The sequence below is a fragment of the Zhihengliuella halotolerans genome (assembly GCF_004217565.1).
Taxonomy (GTDB): domain Bacteria; phylum Actinomycetota; class Actinomycetes; order Actinomycetales; family Micrococcaceae; genus Zhihengliuella; species Zhihengliuella halotolerans.
In genome coordinates this window covers 2,477,519-2,492,223 of the sequence record NZ_SHLA01000001.1, presented here as the reverse complement: position 1 = coordinate 2,492,223, position 14,705 = coordinate 2,477,519, and the positions used below count along the sequence as shown (strand labels likewise).

At 62.6% G+C, this 14,705-nt stretch carries 12 protein-coding genes; 3 read left to right on the top strand and 9 right to left on the bottom strand.

Annotated features, from left to right (window positions below; genetic code table 11):
* Positions 1–295: 295 nt before the first annotated feature.
* Together EV380_RS11265 and EV380_RS11260 are read right to left on the bottom strand one after the other, a co-directional pair.
* Entirely contained in the window at positions 296–1,255 is a 960-nt protein-coding gene (locus EV380_RS11265; RefSeq protein WP_130451214.1) for a 2-hydroxyacid dehydrogenase, read from the bottom strand.
* On the bottom strand, positions 1,252–2,451 hold the full coding sequence (locus EV380_RS11260; protein ID WP_130451213.1) for a pyridoxal phosphate-dependent aminotransferase: 1,200 nt from the start codon (positions 2,449–2,451) through the stop codon (positions 1,252–1,254). The genes EV380_RS11265 and EV380_RS11260 overlap by 4 nt, the downstream gene beginning before the upstream one ends.
* A gap of 215 nt (positions 2,452–2,666) precedes the next feature.
* Between EV380_RS11260 and EV380_RS11255 the strand changes: the two genes are divergently transcribed.
* Both EV380_RS11255 and EV380_RS17050 read left to right on the top strand, forming a co-directional pair.
* Positions 2,667–3,791, top strand: a complete 1,125-nt coding sequence (locus EV380_RS11255; protein WP_130451212.1) for a YkvI family membrane protein — start codon at positions 2,667–2,669, stop codon at positions 3,789–3,791.
* A gap of 24 nt (positions 3,792–3,815) precedes the next feature.
* On the top strand, positions 3,816–4,010 hold the full coding sequence (locus EV380_RS17050) for a toxin-antitoxin system HicB family antitoxin (protein WP_423219028.1): 195 nt from the start codon (positions 3,816–3,818) through the stop codon (positions 4,008–4,010).
* A 281-nt stretch (positions 4,011–4,291) separates the two neighbouring features.
* Here EV380_RS17050 and EV380_RS11245 read toward each other — a convergent pair whose 3' ends face one another.
* The 7 genes from EV380_RS11245 to mdlC form a co-directional block, all read right to left on the bottom strand.
* Positions 4,292–5,638 carry an MFS transporter gene (locus EV380_RS11245; RefSeq protein WP_130451210.1) on the bottom strand — a complete coding sequence of 449 codons (1,347 nt, stop codon included), beginning with the start codon at positions 5,636–5,638 and terminating at the stop codon, positions 4,292–4,294.
* Between the two features lie 341 nt (positions 5,639–5,979).
* Entirely contained in the window at positions 5,980–7,023 is a 1,044-nt protein-coding gene (locus EV380_RS11240) for a carbon-nitrogen hydrolase family protein (protein WP_130451209.1), read from the bottom strand.
* Positions 7,024–7,270: 247 nt separating this feature from the next.
* Positions 7,271–8,158, bottom strand: coding sequence for a LysR family transcriptional regulator (locus tag EV380_RS11235; protein WP_130451208.1), 888 nt, complete (start codon positions 8,156–8,158; stop codon positions 7,271–7,273).
* A gap of 237 nt (positions 8,159–8,395) precedes the next feature.
* The gene (locus tag EV380_RS11230) at positions 8,396–9,376 is read right to left on the bottom strand and encodes a lactate/malate family dehydrogenase (protein ID WP_130451207.1); all 981 of its coding nucleotides are present in this window, start codon (positions 9,374–9,376) and stop codon (positions 8,396–8,398) included.
* 147 nt (positions 9,377–9,523) lie between these two features.
* On the bottom strand, positions 9,524–10,789 hold the full coding sequence (locus EV380_RS11225; RefSeq protein WP_278030577.1) for an amidase family protein: 1,266 nt from the start codon (positions 10,787–10,789) through the stop codon (positions 9,524–9,526).
* Positions 10,790–10,986: 197 nt separating this feature from the next.
* Positions 10,987–12,480: an aldehyde dehydrogenase family protein gene (locus tag EV380_RS11220; protein WP_130451205.1), complete on the bottom strand. Its 1,494-nt coding sequence runs from the start codon at positions 12,478–12,480 to the stop codon at positions 10,987–10,989.
* 59 nt (positions 12,481–12,539) lie between these two features.
* Positions 12,540–14,147, bottom strand: a complete 1,608-nt coding sequence (gene mdlC / locus EV380_RS11215; RefSeq protein ID WP_242607593.1) for a benzoylformate decarboxylase — start codon at positions 14,145–14,147, stop codon at positions 12,540–12,542.
* Between the two features lie 157 nt (positions 14,148–14,304).
* On the opposite strand from mdlC, the gene EV380_RS17045 reads away from it, so the two are divergent.
* Positions 14,305–14,604, top strand: coding sequence for a hypothetical protein (locus tag EV380_RS17045; protein ID WP_423219027.1), 300 nt, complete (start codon positions 14,305–14,307; stop codon positions 14,602–14,604).
* The last annotated feature ends 101 nt before the right edge of the window (positions 14,605–14,705 follow it).

Below are 14,705 nucleotides of genomic sequence, written 5' to 3'. Positions count from 1 at the left end.
CTGGCGCGGAATTCTGAATCGCGAGGCCTGAGGTGAGGACTACGCCAAAGCGATGAACGACGCTGCCATGAGCGCCGCAGCTTGCGGTGTGCGGTTGACGCAAATGATGTCGTACGCGTGCATCTGTTCCTCACTCCGACGTTGGAAGCTGTGCGTCAAGATTACGGAAACCCTCGGGAGACGTGAGCTGGCGGCACCGCGGTAGCTGCCGGGCGACGGGGGACACGGAAGAGCGGTCCACGATAGCGTGTCGTGGACCGCTCAACCTTGTGTAGCGAGAAGTAGGACCTACCTGTCAGCTGATCTGCGTTGGAGGCTGCTCTCCGGCGAGCACGGCCAGCGCGTTGTCGGCCGCGAGCGTCGCCATGGCGGTGCGCGTCTCCACCGTTGCCGAACCCAGGTGCGGAACGAGCGCCACGTTCTCCAGTTCCAGCAGATCCGGGTGGACCGTCGGCTCCTTCTCGAAGACGTCCAGACCCGCACCGGCGATCAGCCCGGCGCGGAGCGCGGCCGCGAGGGCGGCCTCGTCGACGATCGGCCCGCGCGCTGTGTTCACCAGGTACGCGGTCTCCTTCATGGCGGCCAGCTGCTCGTCGCCGATCAGGTGGTGCGTGGCCGGGCCGTAGGGGCAGTGCACCGAGACGACGTCGGAGATCTCCAGCAGCTCGTCGAGGTCGACGCGGCGGGCGCCCAGCTCCGCGGCGATCGCCGGGTCGATCTCACTGCGCGACTGGTAGACGACCTCCATGCCGAAGGCCTTGGCCCGGCTCGCGGTCGCCTGGCCGATGCCGCCCATGCCGACGATCCCGAGGGTCTTGCCCTGCAGGCCGCTGCCGAGCAGGAAGAACATGCCCCACTTCCAGGCCGCGCCCGAGCGGATCAGGCGCTCGCCCTCGCCGAGACGGCGCGTGGCCATCAGGATGAGGCCGAACGCGATGTCGGCCGTGGCCTCCGTGAGCACGCCCGGCGTGTTCGTCGCGATAACGCCGCGCTCCCGGCACGCCGGGACGTCGATGTTGTCGTAGCCGACCGCCACGTTGGCGACGACCTTCAGCTGCGGGCCCGCGGCGTCGAGCAGCTCGCCGTCGATCCGCTCGGTCAGTAGGCTCACGACGGCGTCCGCACCGGCCACGCGCGCGAGCAGCTCATCGCGGCCGATTGATTCGGAGCCGTCCCACGCGTCGACGTCGTGCTCCGCCCGGAGCAGTTCCAGCGCGGCCTCGGGGATGCGCCCCGTCACTACCACCTTGCTCATGATGCCTCGATCCAGTCGCGCAGACGGCCGAGGCCCTCGCGGATTGCCTCCGTCTCGATGCCCGAGTAGGCCAGACGGATGTACTGCCGATCCTCGCCGGGCAGGCGCCGGCCGAAGTGCTCGCGCGTGCAGAAGGACACGCCCGTGTTCTCCAGCGCCGCGGTGGCGAAGTCGCCGACGTTGACGAAGCCCATGCGGTCCATGACCTCGGTGACATCGGGGAACAGGTAGAACGTCGACTGCGGAACAGCGACCGACATGCCCGGGATCGAGTTGACGATCTCGCACGTCACGTCGCGGCGCTCCTTGAGCGTCTCCAGCATCTCCTTGACCGGTTCCTGCGTGCCGCGCAGGGCGGCGATGCCGGCGTACTGCACGTAGTGCGTGGTGCAGGACTCGTCGTTGGTGTTGAGCTTGCTCAGGACGCTCGCGATCTCCAGCGGGGCGACGGCGCAGCCCAGGCGCGAACCGGTCATCGCGAACTTCTTGCTGAACGTGTAGAGGATGACCGTGCGCTCTGCCATGCCCGGCAGCGCGGCGATCGAGCTCGAAGTGCCCTCGTAGCGGGTCTCGAAGTAGGCCTCGTCGGAGAGGACCCACAAGTTGTGCTCGATCGCGAGCTGCGCGACCGCCTCCCGCTCCTCGGCGGTCGACTCCGCCGAGATGGGGTTCTGCAGGTCGTTGTAGATGATCGCCGTGGTGTTCTCGGTGATCGAGGCGCGGACCTGCTCGATGTCGATCGCGAACCCGGACTCGGTGGGTACGTAGGCGTAGGGGACGGCCGTGCCGCCGAGGTATTCGATCTGCGACTCGTAGATCGGGAAGCCGGGGTTGGGGTAGAGCACTTCCTGGCCCGGGTTCATCACGGTCTGCAGGAACTTGGTGATGACGGGCTTGCCGCCGGTCATGACGACGACGTTGTCGGCGCTGAACTCCATGCCGCGGCGCGACCCGATGTCCTCGGCGAGGGCCTCGCGCAGCGCCGGGATGCCCGGACCGGGACAGTAGCCCGTGTAGCCGTCGGCGATCGCCTGGTTCATCGCCTCGACGATGTGCGGGGCGGTCGGGATGTTGATGTCGCCGAGGTGGAAGGGGTACACAGCGTTCCCCTTCGCCTTCCAGGCGGCGGCGGCCTGGGCGACGCTGAAGGCGGTTTCAGTGCCTAGACGTTCGAGCCGGTGCGCAAGCTGCGGCATACGGATCCACTCCTCATCGATCGGACCTCGGGCTGGCCAAGGGCTGGTGCTGGATTGATATCTCGGGCGCCGGCCCCTCATCGGACGACGGCGGCCGGGTGCGCCGGACGCAATCCGCCTCATGGTTGACTGGCCCGAACCTGTGAAATATCTTACAAATATATCTCATATATCAGTTGCCGACGCAACCCTTTTCTCTGGAAGTAGACCCCTCCATGACTGACGCCGCGCCGACCAGAATCCGCCCGAGAAACACCAGAACCCGCAGCCTCCCGCGCGCCCTCACTTTCGCCGGGGCCATCATCGCCTTCCTCATCGGATCCGGCTTCGCCACCGGGCAGGAGATCCTGCAGTACTTCACGTCCTACGGTTACGCGGGGCTCTTCGGCACGGGGTTGCTGGTCCTCGTGCTGATGACGTACGTGTGCGTCGAATGCCTCACCGCCGGCCAGTCGGAGAAGTTCGATCGCCCCTCGCGCATCTTCCACTACTACTGCGGCCGGCACCTGGGCGCGTTCTTCGACTACTTCTCGATCCTCTTCGTCTTCCTCAGCTTCACCGTCATGGTCGCCGGCGCCGGGGCCGTCTTCCAGGAGCACTACGGGCTCTCGAAGTACCTCGGCGGCATCGGTCTGGCCGTCGCCGTCGGCCTCACCGTGTGGTTCGGGCTGCGCGGACTGGTCGACGTCATCGGCAAGATCGGGCCACTGATCGTCGTCATCGCCGTCGCCCTCGGCGTCCTCGGACTGATCCGCGGCGCGGACGGCGTCGCGGGCGGCAACGCCCTGCTGCCCGCGCTGGAGCTGACGCAGGCCTCCAGCAACTGGTACCTCTCCGGGCTGTCCTACGTGGGGTTCTGCATGCTGTGGCTGGCGGCCTTCCTCACCGCGCTGGGCGCGACGGCGCGCAGCCGCCGCGAGGCATCCACGGGCGGCCTCGTCGGCGGCATCGCGTTCTCGCTCGCCTGCATCGTCGTCGGGCTGGGCCTGCTGGCCAGCATCTCAAAGGTCAACGGCACCGAGATCCCGATGCTGGTCCTTGCGTCAGATTTCAGCCCGCTGCTGGCCTCGGGCTTCTCGGTCATCATCCTCGCCGGCATCTACACGACGGCGGTGCCGCTGCTGTGGACCGTCTCCTCGCGGTTCCTGACCGAGAAGACGCGCGCCTACAAGGCCGCGACCCTTGGGCTGGCCGCCGCCGGCACGCTGATCGGACTCGTGCTGCCGTTCTCCCAGATGGTCAACATCGTCTACGTCGTCAACGGCTACGTCGGCATCGTGCTGCTGGTGCTCATGCTCGTAAAGACGGCGGCCCGGCTGATTCGTCACCAGCCCGCGTAGTTGAGTCGCGTCTGTCGGGCAGCCGTGGGGTCAGGCCTTGAAACGAACGGCGAAAAGGTGCCGGAACCTCTCGCGGGGTTCCGGTACCGCGGGATCCGCAAGGTGCGTGTATCACCGGCGATGCACTGCAACGTGGTGATCGCTGCTGAGGACCAGCACATCTCCATCAGCCGCTACCCTTTGGAACGGCTCGCCTCCATCAGCTGGTCCTTTTCGTAGGACGGAATCTCGCGTTCAAAGGGCTCTCGTGGGTTGCCGGTCCTGTTCCCAGTCCGCCGCAACGGGTGTGGACTGGTAGAGCCACACTTGAACGTCTGGAGGTTCCAGTCATGAATCAGCCTCGATCGAACTCCACACTTGAGTTCCTCCGTGACCCGGGCGCGCATCCGGTTGTAGCCGGTCGCGCTAGGCTGCCAAGATCACAGACGACGACATGGAGCGGGCAAACTGCCGTGGTGGTGAGACTGCCCGGCCCCAGCCTCCGGCCGAGCAGCATCATGTCATTCCACGGTGGCAGGTACTGAAGGGGCAGCGGTTGAGGGCTCGACGGCAAATCCCTGCAGATGTCGCGCCTTGATTGCTACCAGGCAGGCGATGGACGCAGTCATGAACACTACGATGTATGCTGCGATCGCCATGGATGTCCCCGTTGCCTTGTGCAGTCCTTCGGCGATTGCCGGCGCGAATCCGCCCCCGAGTATGCCGCCGATTGCGTACGGTAGTGATGCTGCCGTGTACCGGATTCTGGGCGGGAAGAGAGCGGCGAAGAGCGAGCTTTGTGGTCCGTAGGAAACGCCCAGTCCGATGGCGAGTACGAACACGGCAAGGGCGAAGGCGACCAGCGATCGTGAATCAATCAGCAGGAACATTGGAACGGCCCACAGTGCGAGGAGGACGTATCCGCCGATCATAGCTTTTCGGGCGCCGAACCGGTCAGCCAGAACTCCGCCCCACAACGTGCTGCCGATCCAGACGATTGACGCGAACATCAAGATAAGCAGTACGGGGCCGGCTTCCATTTTGAGCCCTGACGTGGTGTAGGGCAGAAAGTACCCGATGAGGAGAAGACCGGCGAGGATGTTGGCCATGAATGCTCCCGCTGCCAGGGCCATGTGGACGGAATAGCCCTTGAAGGCTTCCTTGAGTGGGATCCTCGCTTCGATGTGTTCTCTCTTCACCTCAGCGAAGGCAGGCGTTTCCTCTATCGAAGTTCTGATCTTGATCCCCACGAGTACAAGGGCGACGCTGATGAAGAAGGGGATGCGCCATCCAAAGGAGGCGAACTGTTCTGCAGTAGTGAGCGACTGGACGAGGAAAAAGCTGCCTGTTGCCAGGACGAATCCTGCCGGAGTGCCGATTTGGGAGAACACGCCGTAGAAGCCGCGCTTCTTTTCGGGGGCGTACTCAACGGCCATCAGTGCCGCGCCTCCCCATTCTCCGCCCGTGCTGAGGCCCTGGACAAAGCGCAGGATGACCAGGATCACTGGTGCCGCCATGCCGATTTGTTCATAGGTTGGCAGTACGCCAATTCCGAGGCTGGCGACGCCCATGACGCAGAGCGTTCCGATCAAAGTCGCTTTTCGCCCGTAACGGTCTCCGAAGTGACCGGCGATTATCCCACCCAGAGGGCTGGCGATGAAGCTGGCGGCTACGGATCCGAGTGAGACGATAAGCGCGTCCGGGCCCAAGGCACCGAAGTATTGCTGGCTGAAGATCAGTCCGGCGGCCGAGATGTAAGCGAAAGATAGGTACCACTCGATGGTGGAACCGATACCGCTTGCCAGGCGAACGTTGCGTAGCTGGGCACGGCTGGGGGGTTTGTGTCCGGGGGCTGATGTTGTAGTCATGGGTGATCCTTCTGGTCTACTGAGGAGGAAAAGCGATACAGCGCTGGGGATAATTCGCTGGGAAGGGATGAATGACTCAGAGCTCGTGACCAGAGTCGGGATCGTCGCCGGTGTCTGACGGCGAAAGAATTTCCTGCCCACTGGAAAACCCGGTCTGGGTTCCGCGGCGGACTTGGAAGGCCGTGCCGGGAAGCGGGCACGCCGATCACATGTATGGCGGATCAGGTGGAGAAGACAGGAGCCCTGGATGGGCGTTTTCTGTGCAAGTGCTGCGTGAAATTCGTCAGGGATATTGATGTGCCACAGGCTGGCCCGGTCTCCCCGCCAACGCTTAGGACCGGTTATCGCCCTGTCGCGCCCTGACTTGGTGCAGGAAGGTCGGTCGCGGCCGGACTGTCATGCTTAGGCGGCGGGAAATCCTGCTCGCGGCCCTTGTCGGGGGCGTCATCGGAAGTGACCGGTGTTGCGGGTGTGGCGTTGAAGAGCAGCCGAAGGACGTCGGGACGGGCGTAGTGTCCGGCAGGATCGAGGGTATTTTTGGCGAGATCGATACTGGAAAGATCAATGTCTGCGTAGACGATGCCCTCCTGGGTTGGTGGCAGCGGTTCGGTAACCAATCCGGAGTTAGGCCCGTAAACGCGGGCGAAACCTCCACCGCCTGTATAGACCGGAGTGGGACCGCCGCTGGCATCAGGGAAGGCTCGGGCGCCGTCATCACTCATAATTTGTGATGAAGTGATGACGAAAACGCCTCCTTCCAAGGCGTAAGTTTGGGACGCCGCCATAATGGACTCAGGGCTTAACGCTGGCTCCCTGCCTAGGATGCCCAAGCAGGGCCACGCCGCGACGTGAATTTGTTCGTTTTGCGAGTACATGGCGTACTTCGTGAGTGGTTGTAAATGCTCGGCGCAGTTCAACGCTCCCAACCTGCCCAACGCCGTGTCGACAACCTTGATTCCGCTGCCGTCGCTTTCCCCGAACAAGGCGCGTTCGACGTGGGTTGGTTTGAGCTTGCGGCGATGCAGCAAGATGCGTCCATCCGGGCCGATGATGGATTGGGCCATATACAGGGATCCGCCGGATTTCTCGCTGTACCCCAGGACGACCGTGATCGAATGTTCGGCGGCAGCCTCCCTGATGCGCGCCATTTGTTCGCCGCTTACCGTGAGGGAGTTGGCGTGGTATCGGGCTACAAACTCCTGCTGGAGGTAGACCGGGTAACTCCACAAAAATACGGGGTAGCCCGGAATCCAAGTCTCCGGGAACGCCAGGAGATCCGCTCCACCTGCGGCAGCCTCAGCAATGAGAGCGATTGTTTTCTCCACAGTGGCTTTGGCATCCAGCCACACCGGCTCGGCTTGAACAGCTGCTACGCGGATGCTCATGTTTTCTCCTGGATAGTGGGAAGAAGGTACACTCCACGGCTTTGGCTGGGAGGGTCGCTGGATACGACTTTACCGGCGACCCTAGAATCGAGCCACTAAATGTTTTCTGGGTGCCCTATAGAGGTTCTTTATAAGAAGACGGTCCACCCGGTTATTCGCTTCTGCGGCTGTCTGTTCTCCACTCTGGAGTAGGAAGTCTCGTCAAAGTTCCATCTCGGACTACGACGGCCTTTCCCCTGCATCGCGTTCACTTCAACGCGTCGGCGATCATTTCTCGGAACCAGGTTCGGCCCGGCGCTACGGGGGCTGCCCCGTTCCAGTAGAGCGAGACATTGAATGCTGGCATTTGGAACGGCAGTTCGTGAAAATTCACGGGCTGCTGGGAAGCGAAAAGTTCGGCGACGTGCAAGGGAACGATAGCGGCATAATCGTTGCTCGCCACGATTTGGGGGAGCACGGAGAAGTGGTGGAGGCGGAGTACAACGCGGCGCTTGATCTGCATGGATTCAAGCACGCGGTCGACTTGGTAGTGTCCGGAGGATCGGTCGATTGCGATGTGGGGCAGGGCTGCAAATTCGCTCAAGGTCAACGATTCGGATGAGCTTGTGTAGCTTTGGGGTAGAACGCAGACGTATCGGTCCTCAAAAAGAATCTCATGGTGTTCGGCTCCTTCGATGGGCACGCTGGCGACTGCAGCGTCGATGTCCCCCCGCATCAGCCATTCGGATACCGAGTCGATCTTCATAGGGATGATTTCCAGCGTGGCGTTGGGGGCCTCACTTCCAAAAGCACGAAGGATGGGTGGCAGGAATGTAAGTTCGCCAAGGTCGCTCAGGCACAATCGGAACTCGTGCCGTGTGGAGGCAGGGTCAAAGTTCCGTCCGGTTTCCACCGTCGCGTCAATGACGGCTATTGCCGGCTTGATTGTTTCGAAGAGTTCCGTTGCTCGCCGCGTCGGGGTCATCCCGTCGGCGGAGCGGATAAACAAGGGGTCGCTCAGTTGCTTGCGCAATCTTCCCAGGGCATAGCTAACGGACGGCTGCGTCACGGACAGCACACTCGCCGCTCGGGTCAGGCTTCCGGTTTCGTAGATCGTCATGAACGCGCGGAGGAGGTTGAGATCCATGCCTGTCATGTCCTCAGCATAATCCGTATCTATCCAGTCTGGCTTCCTGATAGAGAATGTGAATCCCACCAGTATTCGTGTCAGTTGCTTTCGTCGGCGTTATTCTGCGGACCAACACTTAGGTGTCTGCTGGTAGTGGTGATCTTCTCCTCGCGAGCAAGTAGTTCGAGATCCACGAGGGGAAGAGTCCGCCCTTCGCCGCCGCTGCCCTTCCCTTCACCTAAACGTCTGCAAGCTACCCGCTGCCTAAATAGCGCTGCGAAAGTCTTGAAGTGCCTGCGCTGCCGCGGCTTCGACTGATGTGGCGGCCTGCGTCAGTCCCTCTTTCTCAGTTTCCGAGACCGGCCCCAGCGCCGAGACCATCCGACCCTGCTCAAACCGTGTCGGGAGGGAGATGAAGCTGTCGGGCAGACTCTCGACACTGCCGGTCCAGATAGTCGCCGGGTGAATCTCTCCCGTGGCCATGGCTTTTACCACTTGGGCGACCCCAAGGGGCGTCGTCCAGCCGCTGCTGCGGCCGGGCTTGAGGGCTGACCATCGGGAGAACCAACCCGTGATGTCCGTGATGATCCGGACCCGCTCGGCCGTGCCGAGATCCACGGCCTTTCCGTCAAGGGTGAGACCGCTGAAGAGCGGGACCTGCCCGTCCCCGTGTTCCCCTAGGACCAAACCGGCAATGCGCTCCGGTGATACACCGAGTTCACGGCCTACCGCTGCGCGGAAGCGGATGGAATCGTTCAGGCTGTAGCCGACAATGCGATCGGGGCTGATTCCGGATAGCTGTCTCAGTGCTTCGGCAAGGACATCGACCGGGTTGGAGAGGAGCATGACTGCGCCGTGTTCTCCGGCCAGGTTTTCGATGTCTGGAAGGAGGAGCTGCAACAGTTTGAGATTAGCCCGAAGAAAGTCCCGGCGGTCTCCGTCAGGAGTTTCAGGCGCTGACGCTGCCACGATGACGAGGTCAACAGGGGACCCGTCTGCGGGTGGTCCCACCACGAGCCTGGTGCGGGTGTTCCCACCCAGAATCTGTGCTTCGGTGATGTCGATAGCGTGCGCGTGCAGGACGTTGTCCCGCAGGTCGGTCATGTACACCGTGTCGGTGATCGTTTCCATGGCAAGACGTTCGACGACGCCGGCACCGATGAGGCCGGCGGCGCCGATGACGGCAACGCTTGTGGGCCAGGTGGGACTGTGTGCGGCCGTCTCGCCGCGGTTATGTTCAGTCATGATGCTTTCCTATGGGTCGAAGGACGACTGGCGGGGGAGTGGGCTATCGCGCCGGGGTGCGGATAGCTAAGGTCGGGCGGGGGAGTGCTTGCGGCAGTGTGGCTGTCTCCCCGACACCGCAAGGCATGTGGCCGGTGGTGATCCTGTTCAGTTCGTGCGGATTACGACGTTTCGGATGTCGCTGGGCGCGGCGACTTGTGCGATCACTGGTTCGATTGCTGTTACGAGGGCCAGAAGATCGTTGTCCTCATCAGACGCGGAAGAGAATTCCATTCCCACCGGCAGACGCGAAAGAGTTCCCGTACCGACCGGGACGGAAACGCCGGGTAAGCCGAGGACTCCACCGAGATCAGAGTGCCGGATAAGAGTGGGAAATGTCGGAACCATTCTTCCGTTGAGTTCCGTCCGCTCTTCTTGCTCGGCCAAGGGTGCCACGACCGGAACGGTGGGGAACATCAGGGCCTTCACATCGGAGGCGTCCAATCGGCGCTGCAGGTCCTCGCGGAGCCGCTGCCGGGTCTGGAGTGCAGCCTGATATTCGCCCTGGTTAACGGAGTCCAGACCCGCCACCAGAAGGTTCCTGACATCAGTACTGGCGACGGTTTGGACCAGTTCCTGCAAAGTCGGACCCTTGCGGAGGCGGAGATATTCTGCGAGATTCTCCGCTGCTTCGCCCCAGAGGATGATGGTCGCGATCTCTGCAGCTTCTTTGACGATGTCGTCGACGTCGACATCGACGAACAGGAATCCTTGTGCCTCCAGCCTTGCTTGGACTTGCCGGTATTTTTCCGCCACGTCCGGGTGGAGGTCGGTGCTGTGGCATGGGCTGAGGCCGAGCCGCGCAGATTGCACTGTACCGGTGGCCGTGATGACGGGCCGCGCAGCCAGTACGGAATCGACGAGTAGCAGGTCCTGCAGGCTTCGGGTCATTGGGCCGGCTGTGTCCCTGGTCGGCGTCAGGGACAACATTCCGCCCTCGGGGTATCGCCCAGGCGAGGGGCGGAAGCCGAACAGCCCGCACAGTGCCGCCGGCATGCGGACCGATCCGCCGGTATCCGTTCCGATTCCGACCGGAGCCAGGCCCAGTGCGACAGCGGCGGCCGTTCCGCCGCTGCTGCCGCCACAGATCCTGTGTGGGTCCCACGGGTTTTTCGGGAGCCCGTGCACGGGATTGTTTGACGTAGCTCCCAATGCGAGTTCGTGCATCACATTCTTGCCCGTGATCACCGCCCCGGCACGAGTGAGCCGGTCAACTAGGGGAGCGTTTCGTTCCGCGATGTTGTCCGACAAGGAGGGTGTGCCTGCGGTCGTGGGCACTCCTGCGACGTCGATGTTGTCCTTCACCACGACGGGGACTCCGCTCAAAGTCCCGGGCACCAGGGGCGATGGCAGGGCCGGGAGGGGCAGGATCATGGCCTTGTACCCGGCCAGCTGCTGTGACAGTTGCTGCAGATCAATAAGGTGTTGCCCGGGATCCAAGGACCCTTCGGCCACTGCAGCGGCAGTGGCTGAGGCTGTGAGGTCACGGCCCTCGGGCTGCGCCCGTTGCTGAGTCTCAGCTGACTCTATGAACGACATCGAGGGTCATCTCCGTTTCGGTTTCTTGCTTTCTAGACGGGGTACTGGCGTGGCGTGTGCTGGATGCTGATCCAGTGATCCGTGGTGAATTCCCGGATGCCCCATTCGCCGTTGAACCGTCCCAGCCCGGAGTTCTTCTCGCCGCCGAAGGCTGTGTGGGGTTCATCGTTGACAGGGATGTCGTTCACGTGAGTCATGCCTGCACGGATCCCTTGCGCGAACTTGACGCCGCGTTCGGCACTTCCGGTAAACACGGCGCTGGCGAGGCCGTAGTGGCTGTCGTTGGCCATCTCCAATGCGTGGTCTTCGTCCTGGCAGCGGAGAATGCCGACCAGCGGGCCAAAGATTTCTTCGCGGGCCAGTTCCATGTCAGGGGTGACGTCGGCGAAGACGTGCGGTGGGATTACCTGGCCAATGATCTCGGAGCCGAGGACCAGCCGGGCTCCTTCTTCGGTGGCGAGGCTGATCTTCTTCTGCAGCCCTTCAAGCTGCTGGCTGTTGATAACCGGCCCGACGAATGTCTTGGGGTCTGCAGGGTCTCCGAAGTTCAGTGTCCGTACGTGATCGGTGAAACGGGTAACGAACTCGTCGTAGACGGAGTCCTCGACAATGATCCTGTTGATGGCCATGCAGATCTGGCCCTGGTGCAGGAACTTGCCCATGGCCGCAGCTCGAACGGCCTGGTCCAGGTCAGCATCCGCCAGCACAACGAAGGGGCTGTTTCCGCCCAGTTCCAGGGCGACGTGCTTGAGATGTTTGCCGCTGGCGGCGATGCGACCGACGTTCTGTCCTACGGCTGTGGAACCGGTGAAGGAGATGAGCGAGGGGATTTCGTGTTCAACGAAGGCGTCACCGATTTCACTTCCGGCCCCGGCGACAACGTTGAGTACGCCGGCTGGGAGGCCCGCCTCCTCGAAGATTTTGCCGATCAGAAGCCCACCGGTGACTGCCGTGTCACTGGCCGGTTTGAGTACGACTGCGTTTCCGAGTGCAAGCGCCGGGGCTACGGACCGCTGGGAGAGATGGAGGGGAAAGTTCCAAGGGCTGATGACGCCGACAACGCCCAGGGGGACGCGGTAGACACGGTTTTCTTTGCCCTGCACATCCGACTCCAAGATCCGACCGTGCACGCGGTACGGAAAGGATGCCGCTTCCAGGGTAATGGCACGGGCTGCGGAAACCTCGATATTGGCCTTGAGCACGGTGCTGCCGGACTCAGCCACAAGCCAGGAGACGATGTCGTCACGGCGTTCCTGCAGGATTTCCGCGGCGCGGAGGAGAACGCCCTGGCGGACGGCCGGGGGCTGGGCTGCCCATTCTTTTTGTGCTGTGGCAGCAGCGGTGTAGGCGTCGTTGAGGTCCTCGATGGTTGCCTGGCGCACCGAGCCGAGGAACTGCTGGTTGTAGGGGTTGGTGAGGGTGAGGGTGCGTTCGGAACGCCCCTGACGCCAAGTACCACCGATGAATTGCCGGTTGGGAATCCATCCGGCGAGCAAATCCGCGGTGTTTTCGAGATCAACGGTCATGTCGTGGTCCTTAATGGTTGTTGATCCGTCCGGGAATCGTCAGTGATGCCGAGAACGGATCAGAACGGGCTGATGGTTGTGGTCATGATTTCGATGAGTGTCGGCTCCTCGGCTTCGAGCGCCGTCGTCAGCTTTTGTTTCAAGTCGTTGAGCTCGGTGACCTTGGCGGCTTGGACGCCGTATCCGTTGGCGAGAGCACAGAAGTCGATGCCGGGAACGGAAAGTCCCGGCACGTTTTCGGCCTTTAGCTTGGTGGCGAACGCTTGAAGCGCGCCGTAGGTCCCGTTGTTGAGGATCACGAAAACAACCGGGATCTTCTCCTGAGCGGCTGTCCACAGTGCGGTGATCCCGTAGTTTGCCGAGCCGTCTCCGATGATGCCAATGACGCGGCGGTTCGGGTTGGCCAGCTGGACACCGACGGCGGCCGGCATGCCGAAGCCCAGTCCGCCGGACGCCGGAAAGTAGTAGCTTCCGGGGTGGGTCATGTCGAGTCGGTCCCACAACGCCCCGACAGTCGACGTCGCTTCATTGACGTAGACGGCATCCCGGGGGGCAACTTCGTTGATCAGCTCGAAGACCGCCTCGGGTGCGAGCACGGTTCCACCGGCCCTGGGCGGGGGAGCAACAATCCGGGCGGCCGGCAGGGGGCGGTCGGACTCGGGTACGCCTTCGGTGAGGGCCTGAAGGGCTTCACTCACGTCTGCTACCAGGGCCGCGCCCATTGGCGCTCTGGCCGCTTCGCCCGGGTCGCCGGTGATATGCAGCAAAGTGGTCTCGGCTGGGAGGAACTCGCCTGGTTCGAACTGGTGGTAGCGGAAGACCGGCGCTCCCACGACCAGGACTACGTCATGTTCCTTGAACAGGGCAGAGATTCCGGAAATCGAAGCCGGCAGGACCCCGCGGAAGCTGGGATGGGTCGTCGGGAAGGGGCAGCGGGGTGCAGACGGGGCGACCCACACCGGCATCTTGAGCTTGTCGGCCAAGGCAACGGCCTGATGATTGGCGCGGGCGGCGTCGACGTCGGGTCCCAGAACCAACACAGGGTTGGCCGCTGACGCCAAGGCACCGATGAAAGGTTCCAGCTGTTGGCGTGAGGGCGTGCCTGCTGCCTGAACGCTCCGGCCGGCAAGGTTTACGCTCACTTCGCCTGCGTCTGCATCCCAGTCGTCGTACGGGACGGAAATGTACACCGGGCCTTTGGGATCCTGGGTGGCGATGTGGATCGCATGGCTGAGGGAGCGGGGCACGTCCTCGGCGCAGGCAGGTTCGGAGCTGGCCTTGACCAACGGGCGGGGCAAAGTTGTCGCGTCCACGTTCGAGAGCATGGATTCCATGCCGATCGAAGGTCTGACCTGTTGTCCGGCGGAGATCACGAGTGGTGTGTGGGAGTACCAGGCGTTGGTCAGGGCGCCCATCGCGTTGCCGGTGCCGGAGGCCGCATGGAGGTTGACGAAGGCGGCCTTGCCTGTCGCTTGAGCGAATCCATCGGCCATGCCCATCACCACGCCCTCGTGGAGGCCGAGAATGTACCGGAAGTCTTCGGGCATGGCCCCAAGGAATGGCAGCTCGTTGGAACCAGGATTGCCGAAAATGGTGGTGATTCCATTGGCCCTGAGTAGTTCATAGCTGGCCTGTTTGACGGTCGTCATTGGTTCGCCCTTTTGCATAATTTGACCATATCCAAGCCTTGATAATTGATCAACTAGATATTTTTGTTGACGGTTATAGATATGGTCTATAGCTGATTAGCTCGATCACTTCGAATCCCGGGGGCAGTGTTGTCCCACTCGACCCGGGTCCGGACTGGGATCTGGGATATCAGGAGTGCCCCGGGCTTGGTGTGTGAATGGCCGCGAGGGTGAGAAGGTCGCCGTGTCCACTGTCCGCCGGCTCATGCGCGAGGCCGGGTTGCGGGGCGTCTCGCGGCGCAAGGGCCCGCGGACGACGAAGCCGGCGCCGGAGACGAGTAGGCCGTTGGACCTGGTGAACCGGGAGTTTCTCGCGTCGCGGCCGGACGAACTCCAGGTAGCGGACATCACCTACTGCGCACGTTCTCGGGCTGGGTGTATATCTATCGCGCTTGACGCGGTCGCGTCGGTCGGTTCGAAGGGCGACAGCTTATGACAACGCGATGGCCGAAGCGTTCAACCAGCGCCGCCTCCATGGCGAGATCGGACACGTCCCGCCAGCAGAGTTCGAAGCAACCTACCGCACCGCCGAGCCCC